The 24,149-nt window shown below is 70.8% G+C and carries 19 protein-coding genes; 11 read left to right on the top strand and 8 right to left on the bottom strand.

Annotated elements, in window-relative coordinates; translation table 11 throughout:
• Positions 1-3 precede the first annotated feature (3 nt).
• Positions 4-1,428 (bottom strand): type I glutamate--ammonia ligase, encoded by a 1,425-nt coding sequence (gene glnA, locus ABC304_RS13570; RefSeq protein WP_412931394.1) that lies wholly within the window; start codon positions 1,426-1,428, stop codon positions 4-6.
• A gap of 127 nt (positions 1,429-1,555) precedes the next feature.
• Here glnA and ABC304_RS13575 point away from each other — a divergent pair, with 127 nt between their 5' ends.
• Positions 1,556-1,990: an RDD family protein gene (locus ABC304_RS13575; protein WP_412931395.1), complete on the top strand. Its 435-nt coding sequence runs from the start codon at positions 1,556-1,558 to the stop codon at positions 1,988-1,990.
• 3 nt (positions 1,991-1,993) lie between these two features.
• Here ABC304_RS13575 and ABC304_RS13580 read toward each other — a convergent pair whose 3' ends face one another.
• Complete coding sequence (locus tag ABC304_RS13580) at positions 1,994-2,704, bottom strand: DUF4191 domain-containing protein (protein WP_412931396.1); 711 nt, start codon at positions 2,702-2,704, stop codon at positions 1,994-1,996.
• A 128-nt stretch (positions 2,705-2,832) separates the two neighbouring features.
• Here ABC304_RS13580 and ABC304_RS13585 point away from each other — a divergent pair, with 128 nt between their 5' ends.
• Positions 2,833-4,227: a hypothetical protein gene (locus ABC304_RS13585; protein WP_412931397.1), complete on the top strand. Its 1,395-nt coding sequence runs from the start codon at positions 2,833-2,835 to the stop codon at positions 4,225-4,227.
• Between the two features lie 15 nt (positions 4,228-4,242).
• On the opposite strand, the gene sucB is transcribed toward ABC304_RS13585, so the two are convergent.
• The 3 genes from sucB to ABC304_RS13600 form a co-directional block, all read right to left on the bottom strand.
• Complete coding sequence (gene sucB, locus ABC304_RS13590) at positions 4,243-6,063, bottom strand: 2-oxoglutarate dehydrogenase, E2 component, dihydrolipoamide succinyltransferase (protein ID WP_412931399.1); 1,821 nt, start codon at positions 6,061-6,063, stop codon at positions 4,243-4,245.
• 74 nt (positions 6,064-6,137) lie between these two features.
• Positions 6,138-7,511 (bottom strand): dihydrolipoyl dehydrogenase, encoded by a 1,374-nt coding sequence (lpdA, locus tag ABC304_RS13595; RefSeq protein ID WP_412931400.1) that lies wholly within the window; start codon positions 7,509-7,511, stop codon positions 6,138-6,140.
• The gene (locus tag ABC304_RS13600; RefSeq protein ID WP_412931401.1) at positions 7,508-8,986 is read right to left on the bottom strand and encodes a leucyl aminopeptidase; all 1,479 of its coding nucleotides are present in this window, start codon (positions 8,984-8,986) and stop codon (positions 7,508-7,510) included. The genes lpdA and ABC304_RS13600 overlap by 4 nt, the downstream gene beginning before the upstream one ends.
• An 82-nt stretch (positions 8,987-9,068) precedes the next feature.
• Here ABC304_RS13600 and ABC304_RS13605 point away from each other — a divergent pair, with 82 nt between their 5' ends.
• The 4 genes from ABC304_RS13605 (at position 9,069) to murJ (ending at position 13,902) form a co-directional block, all read left to right on the top strand.
• Positions 9,069-9,989, top strand: coding sequence for a proteasome assembly chaperone family protein (locus ABC304_RS13605; RefSeq protein WP_412931402.1), 921 nt, complete (start codon positions 9,069-9,071; stop codon positions 9,987-9,989).
• Between the two features lie 217 nt (positions 9,990-10,206).
• The gene (locus tag ABC304_RS13610; RefSeq protein WP_412931403.1) at positions 10,207-11,610 is read left to right on the top strand and encodes an RNA polymerase sigma factor; all 1,404 of its coding nucleotides are present in this window, start codon (positions 10,207-10,209) and stop codon (positions 11,608-11,610) included.
• Positions 11,607-12,305: a coenzyme F420-0:L-glutamate ligase gene (locus ABC304_RS13615; protein ID WP_412931405.1), complete on the top strand. Its 699-nt coding sequence runs from the start codon at positions 11,607-11,609 to the stop codon at positions 12,303-12,305. Before ABC304_RS13610 ends, ABC304_RS13615 begins: the two co-directional genes overlap by 4 nt.
• Positions 12,306-12,318: 13 nt before the next feature.
• The gene (gene murJ / locus ABC304_RS13620) at positions 12,319-13,902 is read left to right on the top strand and encodes a murein biosynthesis integral membrane protein MurJ (RefSeq protein ID WP_412931406.1); all 1,584 of its coding nucleotides are present in this window, start codon (positions 12,319-12,321) and stop codon (positions 13,900-13,902) included.
• Positions 13,903-13,927: 25 nt separating this feature from the next.
• Here the strand turns inward: murJ and ABC304_RS13625 are convergent, their stop codons facing one another.
• Complete coding sequence (locus tag ABC304_RS13625; RefSeq protein ID WP_412931407.1) at positions 13,928-14,962, bottom strand: sugar-transfer associated ATP-grasp domain-containing protein; 1,035 nt, start codon at positions 14,960-14,962, stop codon at positions 13,928-13,930.
• A gap of 142 nt (positions 14,963-15,104) precedes the next feature.
• Here ABC304_RS13625 and ABC304_RS13630 point away from each other — a divergent pair, with 142 nt between their 5' ends.
• The 3 genes from ABC304_RS13630 to ABC304_RS13640 are packed head-to-tail and all read left to right on the top strand — an operon-like array spanning position 15,105 to position 17,835.
• A complete protein-coding gene (locus tag ABC304_RS13630; protein WP_412931408.1) occupies positions 15,105-16,133 on the top strand; it encodes a sugar-transfer associated ATP-grasp domain-containing protein in 1,029 nt (342 codons plus the stop codon).
• Positions 16,130-16,798, top strand: a complete 669-nt coding sequence (locus ABC304_RS13635) for an alanine racemase C-terminal domain-containing protein (protein WP_412931409.1) — start codon at positions 16,130-16,132, stop codon at positions 16,796-16,798. The genes ABC304_RS13630 and ABC304_RS13635 overlap by 4 nt, the downstream gene beginning before the upstream one ends.
• Positions 16,795-17,835, top strand: coding sequence for an alanine racemase (locus ABC304_RS13640; RefSeq protein WP_412931410.1), 1,041 nt, complete (start codon positions 16,795-16,797; stop codon positions 17,833-17,835). Before ABC304_RS13635 ends, ABC304_RS13640 begins: the two co-directional genes overlap by 4 nt.
• Positions 17,836-17,932: 97 nt before the next feature.
• On the opposite strand, the gene ABC304_RS13645 is transcribed toward ABC304_RS13640, so the two are convergent.
• Positions 17,933-18,154 (bottom strand): DUF7455 domain-containing protein, encoded by a 222-nt coding sequence (locus tag ABC304_RS13645; RefSeq protein ID WP_412931411.1) that lies wholly within the window; start codon positions 18,152-18,154, stop codon positions 17,933-17,935.
• A gap of 167 nt (positions 18,155-18,321) precedes the next feature.
• Here ABC304_RS13645 and ABC304_RS13650 point away from each other — a divergent pair, with 167 nt between their 5' ends.
• Positions 18,322-20,394 carry a DNA gyrase/topoisomerase IV subunit B gene (locus ABC304_RS13650; protein ID WP_412932947.1) on the top strand — a complete coding sequence of 691 codons (2,073 nt, stop codon included), beginning with the start codon at positions 18,322-18,324 and terminating at the stop codon, positions 20,392-20,394.
• Positions 20,395-20,430: 36 nt separating this feature from the next.
• Here ABC304_RS13650 and ABC304_RS13655 read toward each other — a convergent pair whose 3' ends face one another.
• Positions 20,431-22,902: a DNA gyrase/topoisomerase IV subunit A gene (locus tag ABC304_RS13655; protein WP_412931412.1), complete on the bottom strand. Its 2,472-nt coding sequence runs from the start codon at positions 22,900-22,902 to the stop codon at positions 20,431-20,433.
• A 98-nt stretch (positions 22,903-23,000) separates the two neighbouring features.
• Here ABC304_RS13655 and ABC304_RS13660 point away from each other — a divergent pair, with 98 nt between their 5' ends.
• Positions 23,001-24,125 carry an alkaline phosphatase family protein gene (locus ABC304_RS13660; protein ID WP_412931413.1) on the top strand — a complete coding sequence of 375 codons (1,125 nt, stop codon included), beginning with the start codon at positions 23,001-23,003 and terminating at the stop codon, positions 24,123-24,125.
• The last annotated feature ends 24 nt before the right edge of the window (positions 24,126-24,149 follow it).

A 24,149-nucleotide genomic window follows, 5' to 3' on the forward strand; every position in this document is an offset into this window, starting at 1 on the left:
ATGTCAGACGCCGAAGTACAGCTCGTACTCGAACGGGTGAGGACGCGCGTTGATCGGCTGGATCTCGTTCTCGATCTTGTACTCGATCCACGTCTCGATGAGCTCGGGCGTGAAGACGTTGCCGCGGGTCAGGAACTCCTGGTCCGCGCGCAGCGCCTCAAGCGAGTCGAGCAGCGAGTTCGGAACCTGCGGGATGTTCTTCGCCTCCTCGGGGGGAAGCTCGTACAGGTCCTTGTCGACCGGCTCGTGCGGCTCGATGCGGTTCAGGATGCCGTCCAGGCCCGCCATCATCTGCGCCGCGAAGGCGAGGTAAGGGTTGCCGGAGGCGTCGGGCGCGCGGAACTCGATGCGCTTGGCCTTCGGGTTGGAGCCCGTGATCGGGATGCGGATCGCCGCCGAGCGGTTGCCGGCCGAGTAGACCAGGTTGACCGGGGCCTCGTAGCCCTTGACCAGACGCTTGTACGAGTTGATCGTCGGGTTGGTGAACGCCAGCACCGCGGGGGCGTGGGCGAGCAGGCCGCCGATGTACCAGCGCGCGGTGTCGGAGAGTCCGCCGTAGCCCTTCTCGTCGTAGAAGAGGGGCTTGCCGTCGAGCCACAGCGACTGGTGCGTGTGCATACCGGAGCCGTTGTCGCCGAAGAGCGGCTTGGGCATGAAGGTCGCGACCTTGCCCCACTGCTCGGCGGTGTTCTTGACGATGTACTTGAACTTCAGGATGTCGTCCGCCGAGTGCACCATGGTGTCGAAGCGGTAGTTGATCTCCTGCTGGCCGCCGGTGCCCACCTCGTGGTGCGAGCGCTCGAGCACGAAGCCGGCCTCGATCAGCTTGAGGGTGATGTCGTCGCGGAGGTCGGCCGTCTTGTCGACCGGGCTGACGGGGAAGTACCCGCCCTTGTACGGCGTCTTGTTGGCGAGGTTGCCGCCCTCTTCGACGCGGCCGGTGTTCCAGGCGCCTTCCTCGGAGTCGACTGAGTAGAAGCTGGAGTTCTGCTTCACCTCGTAGCGGACGTCGTCGAAGATGTAGAACTCCGCCTCGGGGGCGAAGAACGCGGTGTCGGCGATGCCGGTGGAGGCGAGGTACTTCTCGGCCTTCTTGGCGACCTGACGCGGGTCCTTGTGGTAGATCTCGCCGTTGCGCGGGTTGTAGATGTCGAAGATCATGATCAGCGTCTTCGCCTCGCGGAACTGGTCGAGGTACGCCGTGGTGACGTCCGGGATCAGCTGCATGTCCGACTCGTGGATGTTGGCGAAGCCCCGGATGGAGGACCCGTCGAACAGCTGGCCGACGGTGAAGAACTCCTCGTCGACGGTCGAGGCGGGGATGTTGAAGTGCTGCTGGACGCCAGGAAGATCCGTGAACCGGATGTCGAGGAACTTGACGTCCTCGTCCTTGATGAACTTCAGCACCTCGGATGAATCACTGAACATGGAGACTCCAGAGGTAGGGCATCGGGTCGCCCGCTGTGCGGACGTGCTCGACGCTATCGAGAGGGCGTGTCCCGGCAGTATCCCCCATGTTTCGAGCGTGTTACGCGTCGCCCGTTACGCTGGGAGTGTGTCCGAAACGCTTGCAGATTCATCGTATCCAGGCGAGCGCCTCGGACTCCCGCCGACCGGCTCGGGGAGCATCGCCCACCTCGGGCGGCGCATCGGCGCGCTGGCAGTGGACTGGGTCTCGGCGACGGTCATCGCCACCGCCTTCCTCGGCTATCGCTCGTTCGCTCTGCCCGACGAGTCGGGCCTGACGACGTTCGCGCCCATGGCGGTGTTCATCGTCCTGCAGGCGATCTTCATTCCGACCATCGGCGGGAGCCCCGGCCACCGCATCTTCGGACTGCGGCTCATGCGCGTCGACCGCGAGTGGATCGGCCTGTGGCGGCCCATCGTGCGCTCGCTGCTGCTCGCGATCGTCATCCCGGCCGTCATCTGGGACGCCGACCGTCGCGGCCTGCACGACAAGGCCGTCGGGACCGTCCTGGTGCGCGCCTGAGCCCTACCGCGGACGCGGAGCGCGTGCGCGGGTCGGGTCGATCCCCTTGGGGATCGGCAGCGATGCCAGCGACTGCGAGACCGACTCGACGCGCTTGATGACGGCGGCCATCGTGCCGCGGTCGATGGCGTTCGGAAGCGCCTTGATCGTCGAGGGCAGCTTGCCGATGGGCACCTCGTCGTCGCCGTGGCCGACGTAGAGGACGGTCACGGGAACGCCCTGCGCGACGCGCTGCACCTTGGAGCGCTCCTCGTTGACGAGTCGCGTGAGCCGTCCGCGCGCGCCCTCGCCGACGATGACGACGCCGCCGCGGCCGATGGCCCGGTAGACGGCCTCCTGCGTCTTCGGGTTGATGCCGACGGGCATGTCACCGGACTGCCACTTGCGTCCGAGCGACGTCGACAGCACGTGGCCGGCTGCGCCCGGCATCCCGTCGATCTTCTTGTACATCGCCGTGCTCGAGAGCCTGGTCATCGTCATCAGGGCCGCGAGGATGCCGAGCATGAGACCCGTGACACCCCACAGGATGACGCTCCAGACCGCGACCGGCGGCAGGAGGAACCCGATGAGGACGCCGAGCCCGATGCCCACGAGGAGGATGCCCGCCAGCACGTAGGGCAGCCACGGGTAGGCCTCCCTGGTGAAGCGGAAGAGGGTGCGGAGCTGGGAGAAGAATCCGGGGCGCTTCTCGGGCGCGGCGGTGCGGGCTGCCATGGGTCCAGGATACCGTTCCGCGCTCCTCGACTTCCGCTCCTCCTCCCCAGCAGGGGGAAGAGCCGGGCGATCCCGCCGATCGCCATCCTCGGGCGTCGGCGCGGCGGCCCGGACACGACGATCGGAGGGTGACGACCGACCTCATCCCGCCGCCCTCGCGTCTCCTCCGCGGCTATCGCGTCATGCGGGCCGTGGCGCCGCCGGAGTCGCCATGGGCCGGCCTGCTCGTGCGCACGCCGGAGGGCGAGGCTCATGTGCTCGTCGACGCGGATGTGCTCGGTGAGGAATGGGCAGGATGGGATGCCGCAACCTCGAGCCATCTGCTGTCGCCCTGCGACGTCGTCCGTCGAGCCGATGGGCACGACGTCGCCCTTCCGCACTGCGTCGAGCGTGCTGACGCGTTCCTCGACCGGCGGCGTGGAGCAGACGCACCCCTGTCGGAGGGGGAGTGCCTCACGTTCGCGGTGAGCCTGCTGCGCGGCGCGGCGGCCTGCGCGGCCTCGGGGCTCCCCGGGCCGCCCGGCACGTGGTGGCTGACGGATGCCGGACGACCGGTTCTCGCGACCGGCGTGCGGGAGGCAGGCACCTCGACGGCGGATCTGCTCGCTGAGCTCGCGGAACACGCGAGCGGCGCGCTGCGTCATGCGATCGAAGACGTCGGCGAAGCGCTCGACGACCCGCGCGTGCTGGTCCGTGACGCCGATCGGCTGGAGGCGTCGCTCTTCTCCGCCGGCGAGCCGGCGCCGCTCGCGATCACGATGCTGACGCCGCAGCGGGCACGCACGGCACGCGTGCCGGACGTCCCCGAGGCCGCCGAGCCGGAGCGCCGGGCTCGGTGGGCCGACCTCATCGCCGCGCACGTGGACGGCGACATCGCGGATGCTGCGTCGCAGGCCGTCACATCGGTGTGGCGACGACTGCGGCGTCCGACCCGGAGCAGGCGAGCCCCCTGGGTGCTGGCGGCCGGCATCGCGGTGCTGGTCGTGGGCGTCGGGGTCCTGTGGCCGGAGGGCGGGGCCGAGCCGGCGGGCGGCGAGGCGGCCGGAGGAGTGACGGCCGCTCCTGATGCCGCCGACGGGAGCGCCGCAGAGGGGGTTGGAGGCGACAGCACGGGGACCGTGGCGGATGCTCCGGACCCGACCCCGTCGCCCGGTCCCTCGCCTGCGCCGGGGCCCGACCAGGACGCCCCGGCCCCGGACGCGGACACAGCGACGTCCGAGGACACGCGCGGAGGATGGGTGGACGCCGCCGACGCGCTGCTCGCGGCGCGCGCCGCCTGTGTGGGCGAGGCGGGGTGTCTGGCGACGGTCGCCGAGGATCCCGCGCGGGTCTTCCCCGCGGGAGCCGCCGACCTGCCGGGCGACCAGCGGTCCCTCACGCTCCTGGACGAGTACGGCGGCGCCGCGGTGGTGCGAGTGGACGCGACCGAGGCCGGCGCGTCCTCACAGCTCGTCGTGCTGGTGCTCGCCCATGGAAAAGCCCTGCTCCGCGACATCCATGACGTCGCGGAGCAGGGCGGGTGATTCCGTTGCCGGAAGTCAGATTCCGAGCTGGCTCTCGAACTGCGCGGCCTCGAGACGGGCCTTCACCGCGCCGAGGAAGCGCGCGGCGTCCGCACCGTCGATGATGCGGTGGTCGTAGGACAGCGCCAGGTACACCACGGAGCGCACCGAGATCGCGTCCTTGCCGTCGACCGTCACGATGCCCGGACGCTTCACCACGACGCCGGTGCCGAGGATCGCCGACTGGGGCAGGAACACGACGGGCGTGTCGAAGAGCGCACCGCGCGAACCGGTGTTGGTCAGCGTGAAGGTGCCGCCGGCGAGCTCGTCGGGCTTCAGCTTGTTGTCGCGCGTGCGGGCGGCGAGATCGGCGATCTCATGGGCGATCTGCGCGATCGACTTCGAGGCCGCCTCGCGCAGGACCGGCGTGAGCAGTCCGCGCTCGGTGTCGACCGCGATGGAGAGGTTCTCCTTCGGCGGGTACACGATGTCCGTGCCGTCGACCGTCGCGTTGATGATCGGGTACGCCTGCAGCGCCTCCGCGGCGGCGAGGGCGAAGAACGGCAGGAAGGAGAGCTTGTCGCCCGTCTTCGCCTGGAAGTCGCCCTTCGTCTTGTCGCGGTAGTTCGCCAGCTTCGTGACGTCCACCTCGATCACCGTCGTCAGCTGGGCCGTCGACTGCATCGAGGCGACCGCGCGCTCGGCGAGCACCTTGCGCAGGCGCGACATCGGCTGCGTCGTGCCGCGGAGCGGCGAGACCTCGAGGGCGGCAGGCGCGGGAGCGGCAGCCTCGGGGGCTGCGGCCGGAGCGGATGCTGCGGCGGAGGCCGCCTCGGCGGCCTTGAGGACGTCCTCCTTGCGGATGCGCCCACCCACGCCCGTGCCGGTGATCGACGCGAGGTCGACGCCCTGCTGCTGGGCCAGGCGACGCACCAGCGGGGTGACGTACGTGACGGCGTCGTCGTCGGACGAGGAGGCTGCGGCGGGCGCCGGTGCAGCGGCGGGCGCCGCCTGCGGTACCGGGGCCGCGGCGGGCGCAGCGGCCGGTGCCGGCGCGGGCGCAGGGGCCGGTGCCGGGGCGGGCGCAGCGGCCGGTGCCGGAGCCGCGGCGGACGCCGGGTCGGCCTGCGGCGCGGAAGCCGGAGCGGCGGGCTGCTCCGCGGCGGCGGGCTGCTCGGTCGACGGAGCCTCGGGAGCCGCCTCGGCGGGAGCGGTGGCCGCCCCGTCGCCGATGCGGGCCAGGACGGCGCCGACCTCGACGGTCTCGTCCTCGTTCACCAGGATCGCCTGCAGCGTGCCGGCGACGGGGGAGGGGATCTCGGTGTCGACCTTGTCGGTCGAGATCTCCAGGAGCGGCTCGTCGACCTCGATGGTGTCGCCGACCTGCTTGAGCCAGCGGGTGACGGTGCCCTCGGTCACGCTCTCGCCGAGCTCGGGGAGCGTGACATCCGTGCCGGCGGAAGAGCCGGAGTCCGAAGCCGGAGCGGCTGCAGGTGCCTGCTCGGCAGGGGCAGCGGCCTCGGGAGCCTGCTCGGCGGGAGCCGGCGCCTCCTCGGCGGGAGCCTCCTCTGCGGGTGCGTCGGCGGAGTCGGCCGCCGGCGCGTCGCCGGACGAACCGGAGCCGTCGCCGATCATCGCCAGGACGGCGCCGACCTCGACGGTCTCGTCCTCCTCGACCATGATCTGCTCGATCACGCCGCTGACGGGCGAGGGGATCTCGGTGTCGACCTTGTCGGTCGAGATCTCGAGCAGCCCTTCGTCCTCCTGGACGGTGTCGCCGACCTTCTTGAGCCAGCGGGTGACCGTTCCCTCGGTGACGCTCTCGCCGAGCGCGGGGAGGACCACAGAAGTGCTCATGACGATGTCTCCTTCATAATGCCGATGTCTTGTCCAGCTTAGTGACGCGCGCCTCGTGGGCGGGACGCCACGGGTCAGAGTGCGTGAAGGGGCTTGCCCGCGAGAGCGAGGAACGCCTCGCCGAGGGCTTCGCTCTGCGTGGGGTGCGCGTGGATGAACGGCGCGATGTCCTCCGGGTGCGCCTCCCAGGCGACGGCGAGCTGCCCCTCGGTGATGAGCTCTCCGACGCGGGCGCCGACGAGATGCATCCCCAGCACGGGGCCGTCCTTCTCCCGCACGACCTTCACGATTCCGGAGGTGCCGATGATCTCGCTGCGGCCGTTGCCCGCCAGGTTGTACTCGTAGCTCACCACCGCGTCCGCGCCGCGGGCGGCGATCGCCTGCGCCTCGGTCCAGCCGACGGAGGCGACCTCGGGGTTGCTGTAGGTCACCTTGGGCACCTGCAGGTCGGGGACGACGACGGGGTTGAGTCCGGCGATCTCCTCCGCGACGAAGATCCCCTGCTGGAAGCCGCGGTGCGCGAGCTGCAGACCGGGGACGATGTCGCCGACGGCCCACACGTGCGGCACCGCCGTGCGCAGCCGCTCGTCCGTGACGACGAAGCCCCGCTCGAGGGTGACGCCCGCCTCCTCGTAGCCGAGACCGGCCGTGACCGGCCCGCGGCCCACCGCGACAAGCAGATACTCCGCCTCGAAGGTGCTGCCGTTCTCCAGCGTCACGGTCACGGTGTCGGCCGTCTGCTCCGCCGAGGCGAAGCGCACACCGAGCGACGATGCGATGCCGCGCTTGCGGAACGCGCGCTCGAGCGCCTTGCTGGAGGAGACGTCCTCCGCGGGCACGAGGTGATCGAGCGCCTCGATGATGGTCACCTCGGCGCCGAAGGACTTCCACACGCTGGCGAACTCCACGCCGATGACGCCGCCGCCGAGGATGATCACGCGGCGCGGGATCTCGGGCAGGCCCAGCGCGCCTTCGCTCGTGAGGATGCGACCGCCCACCTCGAGTCCCGGCAGGGAGCGGCTGTACGAGCCGGTGGCGAGGATGACGTCGGTGCCGGCGTAGAGGTCCGCTCCGACGCGCACCGCGGGGCCGGCCTCGAGCGTGCCGGAGCCGGGCACCACGGTGATGCCGCGCGCCTTGATCAAACCCTCGAGACCTTTGAACTTCTTCGCGACGATGCCCTCGCGGTACGCGCGGACACCCTCCGGGTCGATGCCGTCGAGGCTCGCGCGCACGCCGATGGACGCGGCGTCGCGCGCGGCGTCGGCGACCTCGGCCGCGTGCAGGAGCGCTTTGGTCGGGATGCAGCCGCGGTGCAGGCAGGTGCCGCCCAGCTTGTCCTTCTCGATGACGGCGACCGACTTGCCGAGCTCCGCCGCGCGCAGGGCCGCGGCATACCCGCCGCTTCCGCCGCCGAGGATGACGACGTCGAAGCGGTGATCGGTCACCGGGCCGCCTCCTCGCCGAGCAGGCGGATCAGGGAGCGCACCGTGGCGCCCGTCGGTCCCTTGTCGACGTAGCCGTAGGCGCCGCCCTTGTTCATGCCGACGCCGGCGATGTCCAGGTGCACCCACGGGATGCGCGGGGCGTCGGCCTCCTCGGACACGCGCCCGACGAAGTGGCGCAGAAAGAGCCCGGCGAACAGCGAGCCGCCGGCCGGATCGCCGATCTTGGCGTTCTGCAGGTCGGCGATGGGCGAGTCGAGGTCCTCGACCATGTGGGCCGGGAGCGGCAGCTGCCAGGCCATCTCGCCTGTGGTGGCCGCGGCATCCAGGTATCGGGCGACCGCGTCGTCCTCGCCCATCACTCCGGCGGTGCGCGTGCCCAGCGCGACGGTGATCGCGCCGGTGAGGGTGGCGACGTCGACGATCAGGTCGGGGTGCTCGCGGCTGGCGGCGACCAGTCCGTCGGCCAGCACGAGCCGGCCCTCCGCGTCGGTGTTCAGCACCTCGACCGTGGTGCCGTCGAGCATCCGCAGCACGTCGCCCGGACGTGTGGCGCGGCCCGAGGGCATGTTGTCGGCGATGCACATCCACGCGGTCACGCGGACGGGAAGGGCGAGGGATGCTGCGGCCCGCACGACCGACAGGACCGTGGCGGCTCCGCACATGTCGTACTTCATGCCGACCATGCTCGCGGCGGGCTTCAGCGAGAGACCGCCCGTGTCGAAGGTGATGCCCTTGCCCACGAGGGCCACGTGACGGGTCGCGCCGTCCGGCGCGTAGTCGAGCCGCACGAGGCGCGGTGGGCGGTCCGACCCCTGGCCGACGCCGAGGATGCCGCCGAAGCCCTCCTTCGCGAGAGCCTCCTCGTCCCAGACGTCGACGGTGACGGGCAGACCCGCGACGGACTCGATGGCCTTCTCGGCCAGGTCGGCGGGTCCGAGCCACTCGGCGGGGATGGAGACGAGGTCCTTGGTCAGGGCGACGGCGCTCGCCACGGCGGTGATGGCGTCCACGGCGTCACGCGACTCGTCGGCGGGAGCGTGGACGACCACGCGCGCGGCGCGCCGCTTGGGGTCGCCGGTCTTGTAGCCGTCGAACCGGTATCCGCCCAGCAGCGCACCTTCGGCGAGTGCGCTCCAGTGGGCGGGATCGGCGAAGGGCGCCGCGACGGCGACCGTCTCGAAGCCGGTGAGGAGGCGAAGACCGGTGCCGCCCGCTTCGCGCAGGGCTGCAGCATCCGGATCCGCGCCCGTGCCGACGACGGCCACCGGACGGGACGTCACCTCGGGGACGTGCACGCGCTGATAGGCGTTCGGCGCCCCGGTGAAGCCCGTGGCGAGAAGGCTCTCGCGCAGCCCCGGCCACTCCTCGAGGGAGGGGGAGCCGTCGCGATCGAGAGGGGGGAGGGCCAGGAGGAGGGCGTCTGCGTCCGCCTCCCGGAGAGGTGCAGTGGAGCGGGAGAGCTCGGGAAACGACATGTCCTCCATCCTACGGAGGCTGTTCGCTCTGAGCGGGACGGAGCCGCGCCGGGCCGTCGGGACCGGCTCGTAGAGTGGAGTCATGCCCTGGCCCGCACCCCTGTTCGATCGCGCCGTCTCGGCGCCGCCCGTGCCCGCCGGGCTGCCCCTCGTGATCTCCCTCACGGGATTCACGGATGCTGGGGGAGCGGTCTCCGGACTCGTCGACTACTTCCGCGACGACCTCGAGCCGTCGCTGCTGGTCAGCTTCTCCAACGACGTGCTGCTGGACTACCGCGCGCGTCGCCCCATCGTGTCGTTCGAGCAGGACCACCTGACCGACTTCCGGCCCCCGCGCCTCGAGCTTTCGCTCGTCCACGACGCCGTGGGGCAGCCGTTCGTCCTGCTGGCCGGCTACGAGCCCGACTTCGCGTGGGAGGCGTTCGCGCGCACGGTGCTCGACCTCGCCGACGAGCTGCGGATTTCCTCGGTCACCTGGGTGCACGCCATCCCCATGCCGGTGCCCCACACCCGTCCGATCGGCACGACCGTCAGCGGCACGCGATCGGAGCTCACCGAGGCGCACTCCGTGTGGCAGCCGCACACCCAGGTGCCGTCGACCATCGGCCATCTGCTGGAGTACCGCTTCGCCGAGGCCGGTGCCCGTGTCGCAGGCTTCGTGCTGCTCGTGCCGCACTACCTGGGCGACACCGAATACCCGGCCGCGACGCTCGCGGCGCTCGACAGCCTCACCGTGGCGACCGGGCTCATCTTCGCGGGCGACGGCCTGCGCGAGGAGAACCGCGAGTACATCGCCAAGGTCGATGAGCAGGTCGGCGGAAACGACGAGCTCAAGCGCATGCTCGAAGGCCTCGAGGAGCGCTACGACTCCTACATGGCCGGGTCGACCCTCGCGACGCCGATCATCCACACGGGCGATCTCCCGAGCGCCGACGAGCTCGCGGCCGAGCTGGAGCGCTTCCTCGCCAGTCGGCCCAGCGGCGAGGACGACAAGCGGCCCTGACGCGCGGAATGCCGGGCACAGCGCCGGCGTTGCATCTGTATGACGCACGGATCGGAGTGCAAAGGCTCTCCGGTCCTGTGCGATACTGGAAGAACTGACCCATTGTCAACCGTTGACCCGACTCATCTCGGCGCCGCGGGACTTGACAAGGGTCTTACTAGTGTCCGAAGACGACCGGGGGACGCGCTGACGCCCGTCCGCCGGTGAAAGGCGAATCGTGACCGCAGGCACGAAGACCACCACCCGCACACGCACCACCGAAGACGTCGACACCGAGGTCCCCACCGAAGAGGTCGCCGCCGCGACGAAGACGTCCGCGGCCGCCAAGAAGGCTCCCGCCAAGAAGGCCGCCGCCAAGCCCGCAGCCAAGAAGACCACCGCCGCGAAGGCGCCCGCCAAGGGCAAGGCCCCGGCCGAGGACGACGAGCCCGGCGAGGACGACGAGGTCGACGTCGAGGACCTCGACGACACCGACCTCGAGGACGGCGACGACTCGGTCGACGAGGCGCCCGCCGCCGCGACCAAGGGCCGGAAGAAGGCCGCCACGACCGACGCGCCGGAGGCCGCGGCATCCGATTCCGAGGCGTCCGAGGACGAAGACGAGGAGGCCAAGCCGGCGTTCACCGAGCCGCTCCCCACGGGTGCGATCGTCATCTCGTCCGGCGACGACGACGAGGTCCCCGTCTACTCGACGATGATCACCGGCGCGACGGCCGACCCCGTCAAGGACTACCTGAAGCAGATCGGCAAGGTGCCGCTCCTGAACGCGGCCGAAGAGGTCGAGCTCGCGATGCGCATCGAGGCGGGCCTGTTCGCCGAGGAGAAGCTGTCGCACATGACGGCCGCGGAGAAGTCGAGCCAGACCGGCCTCGACCTCCAGTGGGTCGCCCGCGACGGCCAGCGCGCTAAGTCGCACCTGCTCGGAGCGAACCTCCGTCTGGTCGTCTCGCTCGCCAAGCGCTACACCGGCCGCGGCATGCAGTTCCTGGATCTGATCCAGGAGGGCAACCTCGGTCTCATCCGTGCCGTCGAGAAGTTCGACTACACCAAGGGCTTCAAGTTCTCGACGTACGCGACGTGGTGGATCCGCCAGGCGATCACCCGCGCCATGGCAGACCAGGCCCGCACCATCCGCATCCCCGTGCACATGGTCGAGGTCATCAACAAGCTCGCCCGCGTGCAGCGCCAGATGCTCCAGGACCTGGGCCGCGAGCCCACGCCCGAGGAGCTCAGCCGCGAGCTGGACATGACCCCGGAGAAGGTCATCGAGGTGCAGAAGTACGGCCGCGAGCCCATCTCGCTGCACACGCCCCTCGGTGAGGACGGCGACAGCGAGTTCGGCGACCTGATCGAGGACACCGAGGCGGTCGTCCCGGCCGATGCGGTGGGCTTCACGATGCTCCAGCGTCAGCTCGAGTCGCTGCTGGACTCCCTGTCCGAGCGCGAGGCGGGCGTGATCCGCATGCGCTTCGGCCTCGGCGACGGCCAGCCGAAGACCCTCGACCAGATCGGCGACACGTTCGGCGTGACGCGCGAGCGCATCCGGCAGATCGAGTCCAAGACGATGGCGAAGCTGCGGCACCCGTCGCGCTCGCAGTCGTTGCGGGACTACCTCGAGTGAGCGGCGAGGCCAATCAGGGCAAGGCCCTCTCGGTGGAGGTCGCGGGTGAGAAGGTCGCCCGCGTCCCGATCCGCACCCGCGTCGTCCTCCCGGGCGACGATCTGGACGCGTTCCTGCTGGAGTACGCCGGACCGGTCGTGCAGCCCGGCGATCTGCTCTTCGTGACCGAGAAGATCGTCGCCATCACACAGGGCCGCTCGTACCTCGTCGAGGACATCCACCCGCGCCGCCTCGCCCTGTTCTTGTCGAAGTACGTCACCCGCACCCCCTACGGCATCGGCCTCGGCATGCCCGAGACGATGGAGATGGCGCTGCGCGAGTGCGGGACCCCCCGCATCCTGTTCGCGGCGGCCGTCTCGGCCGTGACGAAGGCGCTGGGGCGGAAGGGCGACTTCTACCGCATCGCGGGCGACAAGGCCCGGGCGATCGACGGTCCGACGAAGGGCACGATCCCGCCGTACAACAAGGCGGTCGTGCTCGGCCCCGAGCGTCCGCGCGAGGTCGCGCAGCGCGTCAAGACGCTGCTCGGCGGCGTCGCGGAGGTCGCGGTCGTCGACATCAACGACCTGGGCGGCAACATCCTGGGCTCGACGCTCGACAAGGCGGGGGAGCGGCGCCTGCTCGCGATCCTCAAGGACAACCCGCTCGGTCAGGGCCACGAGTCCACGCCGCTCGGCGTCGTGCGCCCCGCCTGATCGGCGTCCCTCGATGAACCTGGCGCGGGCGAGCAGCCTCATCGCGGCCGGCACGCTCGTGTCGCGCATGACCGGACTCGTCCGCACCATCGTGCTCGTGGCCGCGATCGGCACCTTCGCGGCCGGTGACTCGTTCTACTACGCGAACCAGCTGCCCAACACCGTCCTGACGCTGATCTCGACCGGACTGCTCACGGGTGTCATCGTGCCCCGCGTGGTCGCGGTGAGCGCGCAGTCCGACGGCGGCCGCATCTTCCTGCCCAAGCTGATGACGGCCGGCGCGGTGATCCTGCTCGCAGCGACAGCCCTCGCGATGCTGCTCGCGCCGTGGCTGGTCTCCGTCGTCGCCGGTCAGCTCAGCCCGCAGGCCCAGGCGCTCACGACGACGTTCGCCTACTGGTGCCTGCCGCAGATCTTCTTCTACGGCATGTTCGCGCTCATCGGCGAGAGCCTCAACGCCCGGCGGATCTTCGCCCCCTACGCGTGGGCGCCGGTCGTGAACAACGCCGTCTCGATCGCGGGCTTCGGCCTGTTCATCGCCGCCTTCGGCACCCGCGACGGTCTGGACGGATGGACCCCGCAGGCGATCGCGCTCGTGGGCGGCACCGCCACGCTCGGCATCATCGCGCAGGTGGTGGTGCTCACCGTCTTCTGGCGTCGCTCCGGCATCCCGCTGCGTCCCGACTTCCGCTGGCGCGGCGTCGGCTTCGGCAGCATGGGCGGCCTCGCGACGTGGACGTTCGGCATGGTCATGGTCACCCTGGTGGCCGGTGTCGTCCAGTCCAACGTGATGAGCGCGGCATCCGGAGACAACGCATCGGCCGCGATCTGGGGCAACGCCTGGCTCGTCTACATGGTGCCCTACGCGCTGATCGTGCTGTCCATCGGGACGCCGTACTTCACCCGCATCAGCGAGCACGCCGCGGCCGACCGGCGCCCGGAGGTGCTGGCCGACATCGGCGCCTCCATCCGCACCCTCGGGCTGTTCGTGGTCATCGCCGCGGTCGGGCTGGCGGCCGCCGCCGCGCCCGCGTCGCGCATCTTCACCCAGACATCCGACGCGGCGCTGCTGGCAGCTCCCGTTCTCATGGCGTTCCTGGTCGCCCTGCTCCCGATGGCGATCCTCTTCATCATCCAACGGACCTTCTACGCGTACGGCGACACTCGCACACCGTTCTTCTTCACGCTGATCCTGGGCGTCCTGGTGGTCTCGCTCACCCTCGTCGCGATGCTGGTGCCCCGGCCCTACCTCACCGTCACGGTGGCGTCGGTCCAGACCCTGTGCGGCATCGTGGAGCTCCTCATCGCCGTGTGGCTGCTCCGCCGCAAGATCGGGCCCCTCGGCCTCGCGCGTCCCCTCGCCGCCATCGGCCGCTTCGTGCTCGCGGCGATCCCCGCGGGAACCGCCGGCTACGGCGTCTACCTCTGGGCAGGCGGCGGCGAGGGATGGATGCTGGGCAGCCTGTTCCTCGGAGCGGTGGGCACCGCGCTGATCTGCGCGACCGCGGGCGCGATCTACGTCGGCATCCTCGCGGCCTGCCGCACACCGGAGCTCGCCACCGCGGCGCGTCTCGTGCGCGCTCGCTTCGGCCGCTGACGGCCTCGACGCGCTCCGACGTGCGTCAGCGGCGCTTGTCGAGCACGCCGGAGCCGATGGCGTCGCGGTAGCGCGACAGCAGACCGGTGCGGACGCCCGACACGCTCGGCTTCATCTGGAAGACGCTCGAGTTGTGGTTGGCCTCGATCAGCGCCGGGCCGTCGGGCGTGATCGCGACGTCCCAGCCCACGTACGGCACGGTCGGCAGGCGGCGCGCGGCGGCCTCGACCATCGCGAGCGCCTCGGCGAACCGGGGAACCGCGAAACCCGCGATCGTCGTGCCGGTGACCGGATGCTGCGCGAACACGTTCGAGTTCTTGTCGACCGCTCCCCACCGGGCCACGCCGTCGTCGTCGAGCATCGTGAACATGCCGCCGCCGGCGAAGTTGTCGACGACGCCGCCGTTGCCGATGCGCAGCACGGCCGCGATGACGTGGAAGGAGCCGTCGGGGCGCAAATAGGTGATGATGCGGAGGGTGTTGACGCTGCCCGCGTAGAGCTCGTTCATGCTCTCGTGCTGGGGGAGGAGCTCCTCGACGAGGGTGCGTCCGTCCTCGATCAGCTGCCGGCGCCAGGCGGGCACGTCGGCGATGTCCGCCGCGTCGAACGTGTCGATGCCACGTCCGCCCTCACCGCGTGCGGGCTTGACCAGCACGCGGGGATGGGCGGCGAGGAAGGCGGCGACCGCCTCGTCGTCGGCATCCGCGGCGTCGATCCAGGCGCGGCCGATCATGTCGGAGAAGTCGCGGTAGAACCGGGGCTTGTCCCCCAGCAGCGCCGCGGAGTCCGGACCGTTGAGGGTGTTGTTCAGCCGGATCGCCTTGGGATGCGTCATCCACGTCGCGCGCTCGCGCGCGTTCAGCAGCCGGATGTCCCACACCGCGTAGTCGCGGAAGCCCATCTCGTAGCGCACGGAGCACCACAGCATGTCGGCGACGATCACTGGAAGCGGGGCACGGGACACGCGCTGCACCTGGCGGGCGAACTCGGTGACGTTGCCCAGGCTCAGGCGCCGGGCCCGCTGCAGCAGATATCGGACGCGCAGGGACCGCTGTGACACCTCGCCACGCTAACACAGCGCCCCGCCGGTCCCTGGGCGGGTCGGGCGGAGCCCGCCTCGTATGATTGAGGCTTCGGAAGCGCTGCGACGGACGTCACCGGCGGCGCCGGATCTCCGAATCAGAAAGCGACTGCCTCAGCCGATGGACATCTCCCTGAAAGCGCGCGCCGGCTACTTCCTGAAGCGTGCCGCCGCCTTCCGCCCGACCCGCGTCTGGAACTTCGCCCGCCAGATCGCCGACGAGCAGGGCAAGTGGGCGCCGCCCATCTTCCTCGACATGCTGTGGTCGGCCGCGTTCCGCGACACCGCCTACATCGACTACTACGAGGCGGACTTCGCCCTCCTCAGCCGGAGCGAGCGCAAGACGTTCATGACGTCGCTCATCCAGCACCACCTCGCGACGGCCGTCAACGACCGCGCGGACGCCAAGACGCTCGAGGACAAGATCAACTTCAACCGCGCCTTCGGCGACTTCCTCGGTCGCGAGTGGATGCAGCTCGACGACACGGATTCCGCGGCCCTGGCCGCGTTCGCGGAGCGCCACCCCGTCATCATCGCCAAGGTGCCGGTCAGCCGCGAGGGCAAGGGCGTCTTCCGCTACGACACCGCGGAGGTCACCGACTGGGACGCGTTCCGCGCGGAGCTGATCGAGAAGGGCCAGATCCTCATCGAGCAGCCCATCGTCCAGCATCCGTATCTGGCGTCCTACTGCGCGGGCACCGTCAACACCACACGCATCACGACGTACTTCGACGGCACGACCGTGCACCCTCTCGTGATGGTGCAGAAGTTCGGCCGCGGCGCCGTCAGCGACCAGTTCACCTGGGGCGGCTTCTTCACGATGCTCGACGACGACGGGCACTCCGTCGGACCCGGCCACACCGGCAAGCACAAGAGCAGCTATCTCGTTCACCCCGAATCGGGTCAGTCGATCGTGGAGTTCCAGGTGCCGCTGTGGGATCAGGTGCTCGAGCTCGTCGATCAGGCCGCCCGTCGCATCCCGACCGTGCCCTACGTCGGCTGGGACGTGGCCGTCGGGCCGGAGGCACCGGTGCTCATCGAGGGCAACTGGATCCCCGGGCTGTACGAGACGCGCGTGAGCACGACCGGCATCCGCGAGGGATCGCGTCCGCGCCACGAGCGCGTGATGGGCGACGCCCTCCGCCGATGACGGTCCTGGCCCGGGTGAGCCTCGCCGCCCTCCGTGCGAACCTCGCGCGGAGCGGCGCGGACGGCGCAGTCGTCGACGCGCGCGCCGACGGGTGGGGTCACGGAGCCGTCGCGGTCGCCGCGGCCGCGGTCGCGTCGGGGGCACGGCAGGTCCTCGCCGACGTCGACCAGCTCGACGAGCTGCGCGCGGCGGGGATACCGGATAGCGCCCTGACCGACGCCGCCTGCCCCGTCGTGGACCCGCTGGCCGTGTTCGGGCTCGACGGCATCGGCGTGCCGGCGATGCGGCTCTCCGGCGAGGTCGTCACGACGAAGGATCTGCGCGCGGGGGAGGGCGTGTCCTACGGCTATCTGCACCGTGCGACGCACGACACGCGCATCGCGCTCGTCTCCGGCGGCTACGGCCAAGGTGTCTACCGCGCCCTCGGTGAGCGCGCATCCGTCGTGATCGACGGGCGCCGCTGCGCCATCCTCGGCCGTGTCGCGATGGACGTCTGCGTCGTCGAGATCGGCGAGGCGTCCTTCGGCCGCGGCGAGGACGTCTGGTTCTTCGGCGATCCGGCCCAGGGGCACCCGTCGGTGCACGAGTGGGCGGATGCCTCGGGGCTGAGCGCGGCGGAGCTCGTGGCCGCCGTCGGACTGCACGCGGAGCGGAGGAGCGGATGACCGTGCAGCTGCGCGTCGACCTCGGCGCCTTCGGCGAGAACCTCCGTGTGCTGCGAGATCGCGTCGCCCCGGCCGAGCTGATGCTTGTCGTGAAGAACGACGCCTACGGTCACGGCGTCGAGCGCATCCTTCCGCGCGCGCTCGAGGAGGGTGTGACGTGGGTCGGCGCTTTCGACGTCGCCACGGGCCGCCGCGTCCGGCGCCTCGCCGGCGATGAGATTCGTGTCTTCATGTGGATGCTGCCCGACGCCGACGACGTCGCCGAGGCGATCGACCTGCAGCTCGACCTGGGCGTGGGTGACGCCGAGCTGCTGGAGGATGCCGCGGCCGCCGCACGACGAGCGGCGACGACGGCGCGCGTGCACCTGAAGATCGACTCCGGCCTCCGACGCAACGGCATCCGGCCCGAGGAGTGGGAGACGGTCGTGCGCCGCGCCCGCCGGCTCGAGGAGCAGGGCGTGATCGAGGTGATCGGGCTGTGGAGTCACATCGCCGAGGCCTCGGATGCGGACGACGACGACGCGCGGGCGATCTTCGACCGCGCTCTTACTCAGGCGCGCGACGCGGGGCTGACGCCCGCCCTGACGCATCTCGCGGCGAGCTCGGCCGCCTCCGCGCGCGCGGAGTTCCGCTACGACCTGGTGCGGATCGGCGCGTTCGCCTACGGGGTCGCGCCCGCCGGCGGTCCGTCGGCGCGCGATCTCGGGCTGCGACCCATCGGAACACTGACCGCTGCGGTGACCGCCGTCGACGGCGAACGGGTGCACGTCGACGCGGGGTTCCTCCACGGGCTGCCGACTGCTCTCGGCGGCGCCGCCGACGTTGGAACACCCGCGGGACGCCGGCCGCTTCTCGCCGTCGAGCCTCTGGAGAGCGTCGTCGCAGGCTGGGGCGGCGCGGCCCCGGGCGACACCGTCTTGCTCTACGGCGGCGAAGCCGGCGAGCCCACCGCCACCGAGTGGGCGGAGTCGATCGGCACCATCGGCGAGGAGATCGTCACGCGCATCTCGCCGCGCGTCGAGCGCACCTCCGTCTGATCGAACTGGGCTGCCAGGGCATGCGAAAGGCCCCGGTCGTCACCGCTGCGGGTGAGGGCCGGGGCCTTCGTGCGATCGGACGCCGTGATCTGTTCGATCAGACCGCTTCGCTGAGACGCGCAGTCTCGTCGTGCCACGTGGTGGCGATGCTGCGCAGCTTGTCTTCGTACTTGCGGCCGTGGTGCGCGCAGAACAGCAGCTCACTGCCGTTGACCTCGGCGGCGATGTAGGCCTGAGCGCCGCACGAGTCGCAGCGGTCCGCGGCGGTGAGACGGTACTCGAGGACGGCGGCGGGTTCGGTGGTCGACATGGTGTTCATGGTGTGCCTCCTCTTGGTGCGTCGGGAATCCCGGCAGGTCATGAAATACAACCACGCGCCCCCATGGGTGATGCCCGTGAGTCGGCACATTTCGCTGTGCGCGTACGACGGCCCTCGCGCGCCGAGTGTCGGGCAGGGCCTGTCGGCGCCCCGGATTAGTCTTGACGATTGTGACTTCCGAGTACTCCGCCCATCACCTGCAGGTGCTCGAAGGACTCGAGGCCGTCCGCAAGCGCCCGGGCATGTACATCGGATCGACCGACTCCCGCGGCCTCATGCACTGCCTCTGGGAGATCATCGACAACTCCGTCGACGAGGCCCTCGGCGGCTTCGGCTCCCGCATCGACATCGTCCTGCACGCCGACGGCAGTGTCGAGGTCCGTGACCGGGCGCGCGGAATCCCCGTCGACATCGAGCCGCGCACCGGTCTCTCCGGCGTGGAGGTCGTCTTCACGAAGCTCCACGCCGGCGGCAAGTTCGGCGGCGGCTCCTATGCCGCGTCCGGTGGCCTGCACGGCGTCGGCGCCTCCGTCGTGAACGCGCTCTCCGAGCGCCTCGACGTCGAGGTCGACCGCGGCGGCAAGACGTGGGCGATGTCGTTCCACCGCGGCGAGCCCGGCAGCTTCGCGGGCGACGCTCCCGACTCCGCCTTCTCGCCCTTCGAGAACCGCTCCGAGCTGCGTGTCGCCGGCCGCGCGCCCAAGGGCGTCACCGGCACGCGCATCCGGTACTGGGCCGATCGTCAGATCTTCACGAAGGATGCGACGTTCAACGTCGAGGAGCTCGAGCAGCGCGCGCGGCAGACGGCGTTCCTCGTGCCGGGGCTCGAGATCGTCATCCGCGACGAGCGGTCGGACGAGCCGTCCGAGACGTCCTACCGCTTCGACGGAGGCATCTCCGAGTTCGCGGACTTCCTCGCCCCCGACGCCGCCATCACCGACACATGGCGGCTGACCGGGTCGAGCACCTTCACCGAGACGGTGCCCGTCCTCCAGGCCAACGGCGCGATGGTCGCCACCGAGGTCGAGCGCGAGTGCGTCGTCGACGTGGCCGTGCGCTGGGGCACCGGCTATGAGACCACGACGCGCTCGTTCGTGAACATCATCGCGACCCCTAAAGGCGGGACGCACCAGCAGGGCTTCGAGGCGGCGCTCATGAAGGTGCTGCGCGCGCAGGTCGAGCAGAACGCCCGTCGGCTGAAGGTCGGCAACGACAAGCTCGAGAAGGACGACATCCTGGCGGGTCTCACCGCGGTCCTCACCGTGCGCGTGCCCGAGCCCCAGTTCGAGGGGCAGACCAAGGAGGTGCTCGGCACTCCCGCCGTGCGCCAGATCGTCGCCAACGTCGTGACGAAGGAGCTCAACGCGCGCTTCGCCTCGCCCAAGCGCGACGACAAGTCGCAGACCGCTCTTCTCATGGAGAAGGTCGTCGCCGAGATGAAGGCCCGCATCTCGGCCCGCGCGCACAAGGAGACGCAGCGGCGCAAGAACGCCCTGGAGTCCTCCTCGCTGCCCGCGAAGCTCGTGGACTGCCGTTCGAACGACGTCGACGACTCGGAGCTGTTCATCGTCGAGGGCGACTCCGCGCTCGGCACCGCGAAGCTCGCCCGCAACAGCGAGTACCAGGCCCTCCTGCCCATTCGCGGCAAGATCCTCAACGTCCAGAAGGCGTCGATCAGCGACATGCTCGGCAACGCCGAGTGCGCCTCCATCATCCAGGTGATCGGCTCGGGCTCCGGACGCTCCTTCGACCTCAGCACGGCGCGCTACGGCAAGGTCATCCTGATGAGCGACGCCGATGTCGACGGTGCCCATATCCGCACGCTGCTGCTCACGCTCTTCTTCCGCTACATGCGCCCGCTCATTGAGGCCGGGCGCGTCTTCGCGGCCGTGCCGCCGCTACATCGCGTCGTCATCCAGCATCCCGGAACCAAGCCGAACGAGACGGTCTACACCTACTCCGAGCAGGAGCTGCAGTCGCTCCTGGCGCGGCTGACGAAGTCGGGCAAGCGCTGGCAGGAGCCGGTGCAGCGCTACAAGGGCCTCGGCGAGATGGATGCCGAGCAGCTCGCCACGACGACGATGGATCGCGCCGGCCGCACCTTGCGCCGCGTGCGGGTGTCCGACGCCGAGAACGCCGCGACCGTGTTCGAGCTGCTGATGGGCAACGACGTCGCCCCGCGCAAGGAGTTCATCGTCGACTCGTCGGGCAACTTCGCGCGCGAGCGCATCGACGCCTGACCCGCCACCGGCCTGCCCGCCGGCGTCCGGTCGGCGTCAGCGCACCGGCTCGCCGATGGCGCCCACCAGGCCGTCCAGCGGCTGTCCGGATGCGTCGCGCTTGGCGACGGGCTCGGGCAGTGGACGCACCGCGCCATCGGACCCGACCGCGCGAGCCGGACCGGCGCCGACCCAGGCGAGCGCCAGGGTGTCTTCGCCGCGCAGGAAGCGCTGAGCGCGCACACCGCCCGTCGCCCGGCCCTTGGGCGGGAACTCCTCGAACGCCGAGACCTTCACCGACGCGGCGTCCGCTCCGGCCAGCGCCTGGCGCGAGCCGGCGACGGTGACGACGACGACATCGGATGCCCCGGTCGCGACGGCCCCGAAGAACACCGCGCTCTCGCCGTCCGCGAGACGAACCCCGGCCATCCCGCCGGCCGCACGGCCCTGCGGGCGCACGGACGACGCGTCGAAGCGCAGCAGCTGCGCGTCGGAGGTGACGAAGACGAGTTCCGCGCCGTCGGGCGCGGGCGCGGCCCCGACCACGCGGTCACCGGGCTTCAGGGCGATGATGTCGATGTCGTGCCGGTTGAGCGGCAGCTCCGTGGCCGCGACGCGCTTGACGACGCCCTGCGCCGTGCCGAGCGCGATCGGCGGCTCGCCGGTGAGGGCGACCAGCGCGACGACGTGCTCGCCGGAGGACAGGCCGAGATACTGGTCGGCCCGTGCGCCCGCCGCCGGCTGCACCGAGTTGCCGGGCACGGAGGGGAGGTCGACGGGGGAGAAGCGCACGAGCCGGCCCGCACTCGTGACCGCGCCCACATCGCCGCGCGTCGTGGCATCCACCGCGGAGCGGATCGCGTCGTGCTTGGAGCGGCGCGTGGGCGGGACGATGCCGCCCCCGGGTGCGTCGGGAGAGACCTCGGCCCGCAGCATCCGTCCGGTGGCCGAGAGGTAGACCCGGCACGGGGCGTCCGCGATCTGCAGGTCGGCGGCTGCCGCAGCGGCGCGGGACGGACGAGCCGCGACGGGCCCGCCGTTCAGCAGGACGGTGCGCCGGGCCGTGCCGTGGGCCTCCGCCGCGGCATCCAGTTCCCTCGCCACCTGGGCGCGCAGCAGCACGTCGCTGCCCAGCAGCTCCTCGAGGGCGGCGATCTGCGCCTTGAGGTCGTCGCGCTCGGCCTCGAGCTCGACGCGCGAGAACTTCGTCAGGCGGCGCAGACGCAGCTCCAGGATGTACTCCGCCTGGAGGACGGATAGGTCGAAGACGTCCATGAGCCGGGCGCGCGCCTGCTCGCTGTCGTCGGACGTGCGGATGACCTGGATGACCTCGTCGATGTCGAGGATCGCGATGAGCAGGCCCTCGACGAGGTGCAGGCGATCGCGACGGCGCTGCAGGCGGAAGCGGCTGCGGCGGGTGACCACGCTGATGCGGTGGTCGAGGTAGACGCGCAGGAGCTCGCGCAGGCCGAGAGTCTGCGGCTGTCCGCCGACCAGGGCCACGTTGTTGATGCTGAAGGAGTCCTCGAGCGGCGTGAGCCGATAGAGCTGCTCGAGCACGGCCTGCGGGTCGAAGCCGGTCTTGATGCCGATCACGAGGCGCAGCCCGTGGTGGCGATCGGTCAGGTCGGTCACGTCGGCGATGCCGGTGAGCTTCTTGCTCGTGACCGCGTCCTTGATCTTCTCGATGATCCGCTCGGGGCCGACGAGGTAGGGGAGCTCGGTGACGACGAGTCCCGTGCGACGCGGACCGAGGGGCTCGACCGACACCTTGGCCCGCGTGCGGAAGCTGCCGCGGCCCTTCGCATAGGCGTCCTTGATCCCGTCGAGGCCGACGATGATGCCGCCGGACGGGAGGTCCGGGCCAGGGACGAACTCCATCAGCTCCTCGACGGTGGCGTCGGGATTCTCGAGGAGGTGGACGGCGGCGGCGACGACCTCGATGAGGTTGTGCGGCGCCATGTTCGTGGCCATGCCGACGGCGATGCCCGTCGTGCCGTTGACGAGGAGATTCGGGAAGGCCGCCGGCAGCACCTCGGGCTGCTGGAACTGGCCGTCGTAGTTCGGGATGAAGTCGACGACGTCCTCGTCGAGGTCCTGCGTCAGCGCGAGGGCGGCGGCCGCGAGACGCGCCTCCGTGTAGCGCGGGGCCGCGGGACCGTCGTCGAGCGAGCCGAAGTTGCCGTGGCCGTCGACGAGCGGGACCCGCAGCGAGAACGCCTGAGCGAGACGGACGAGCGCGTCGTAGATGGGCGCGTCCCCGTGCGGGTGCAGCTTTCCCATCACCTCGCCGACGACGCGGGCGCTTTTGACATGGCCGCGATCGGGCCGCAGGCCCATGTCGGCCATCTGATACAGGATGCGCCGCTGCACGGGCTTCAGTCCGTCGCGCGCATCGGGGAGCGCGCGGGAGTAGATGACGGAGTAGGCGTACTCGAGGAACGAGCCCTGCATCTCGGTCGAGACGTCGACGTCTTCGATGCGCTCGGGAGCGCGGTCCTGAGCGGGCGGGGGAGGAGTGGCGCGCATGCTGCTTCCGGGCGTGAGGGACGGTGCGACGCGGACGCTCGTCGCACGGGTGCCCCGCTGCGGACAGCCGATCCCGACGGTGTGCGAGACTTGCCGCGATGTCCCTCAGCCTACCCGCGGAGCCCTCCAGGGCCCGGAGCCTCACCGGCGTGCTGCCCCAGCTGATCGCCTCGCTGAGCGGAGAGTCGGACTGGCTGGCACCCGCCGACAGCGCGATCGTGTTCGTCGTCGACGGCCTCGGCGCCCGTAACCTCGCCGCCCGGGCGGGGCACGCCCGGTTCCTCTCGGAACGCATGGGCAAGCGCGACGTCGGGCGCTCGGTCTTCCCCTCGACGACGGCCGCAGCCCTCACGAGCCTGCTGACCGGCACCGACCCCGGCATCCACGGCATCGTGGGCTACCGCACGCGCGTGCCCGACACCGACGACATCGTCAATCAGCTGAAGGGCTGGGAGACGGACGGCCTGTCACCCTTCTCGTGGCAGCGCGCGCAGCCGCTGATGGAGCGCGAGGCGCAGGCGGGACGCCCCTGCTTCGTCGTCTCCCGAGCGGAGTACGTCGGCTCCGGCTTCACCGAGGCCACCCTGCGCGGCGCCGAGTTCGCCACCGCGCGCACCGTCGCCGAACGTGCGGAGATCGCAGCCGATCTGGCCGCCCGCCACCCCGGCGCCCTCGTCTACCTCTACGCGCCGGATCTCGACACCGCCGGTCACAAGCGGGGGTGGGAATCGGATGCCTGGACGACCGCCCTCGAGGACGTCGACGGTGCCGCACGCCTGCTGTCCGACGCGCTCGCGCCGGGGGTCGGCGTCGTGCTGACCGCCGACCACGGCATGGTCGACGTTCCGCGGCACCGCCAGGTGCTGCTGCAGACCGGCGACGCCCTGCTCGACGGCGTCCGCCACATCGGGGGCGAGCCGCGGATGCTGCACCTCTACGCCGAGGAGGGCGCCCAGGACGGCGTCCTGGCGCGATGGCGGGAGACCGAGTCGGGTCGCTCGTGGGTGCTGTCGCGCGACGAGGCGATCACCGCCGGGCTGTTGGGGCCGGTGGTGGATCCCGAGGTGCACGACCGGATCGGCGACGTCCTCGTCGCGGCGCGATCGTCGATCGCCTATTACGACGACCGCCTGGACGACACGCGCGCACAGAAGATGGTCGGCCAGCACGGGTCGCTCACCGATGACGAGCGGGCCATCCCGCTCATCCGTCTCGGCGCCTAAGCCTGACCCCGATGGGGCCGCGGG

Source organism: Microbacterium jepli (genome assembly GCF_047237905.1).
GTDB lineage: Bacteria > Actinomycetota > Actinomycetes > Actinomycetales > Microbacteriaceae > Microbacterium.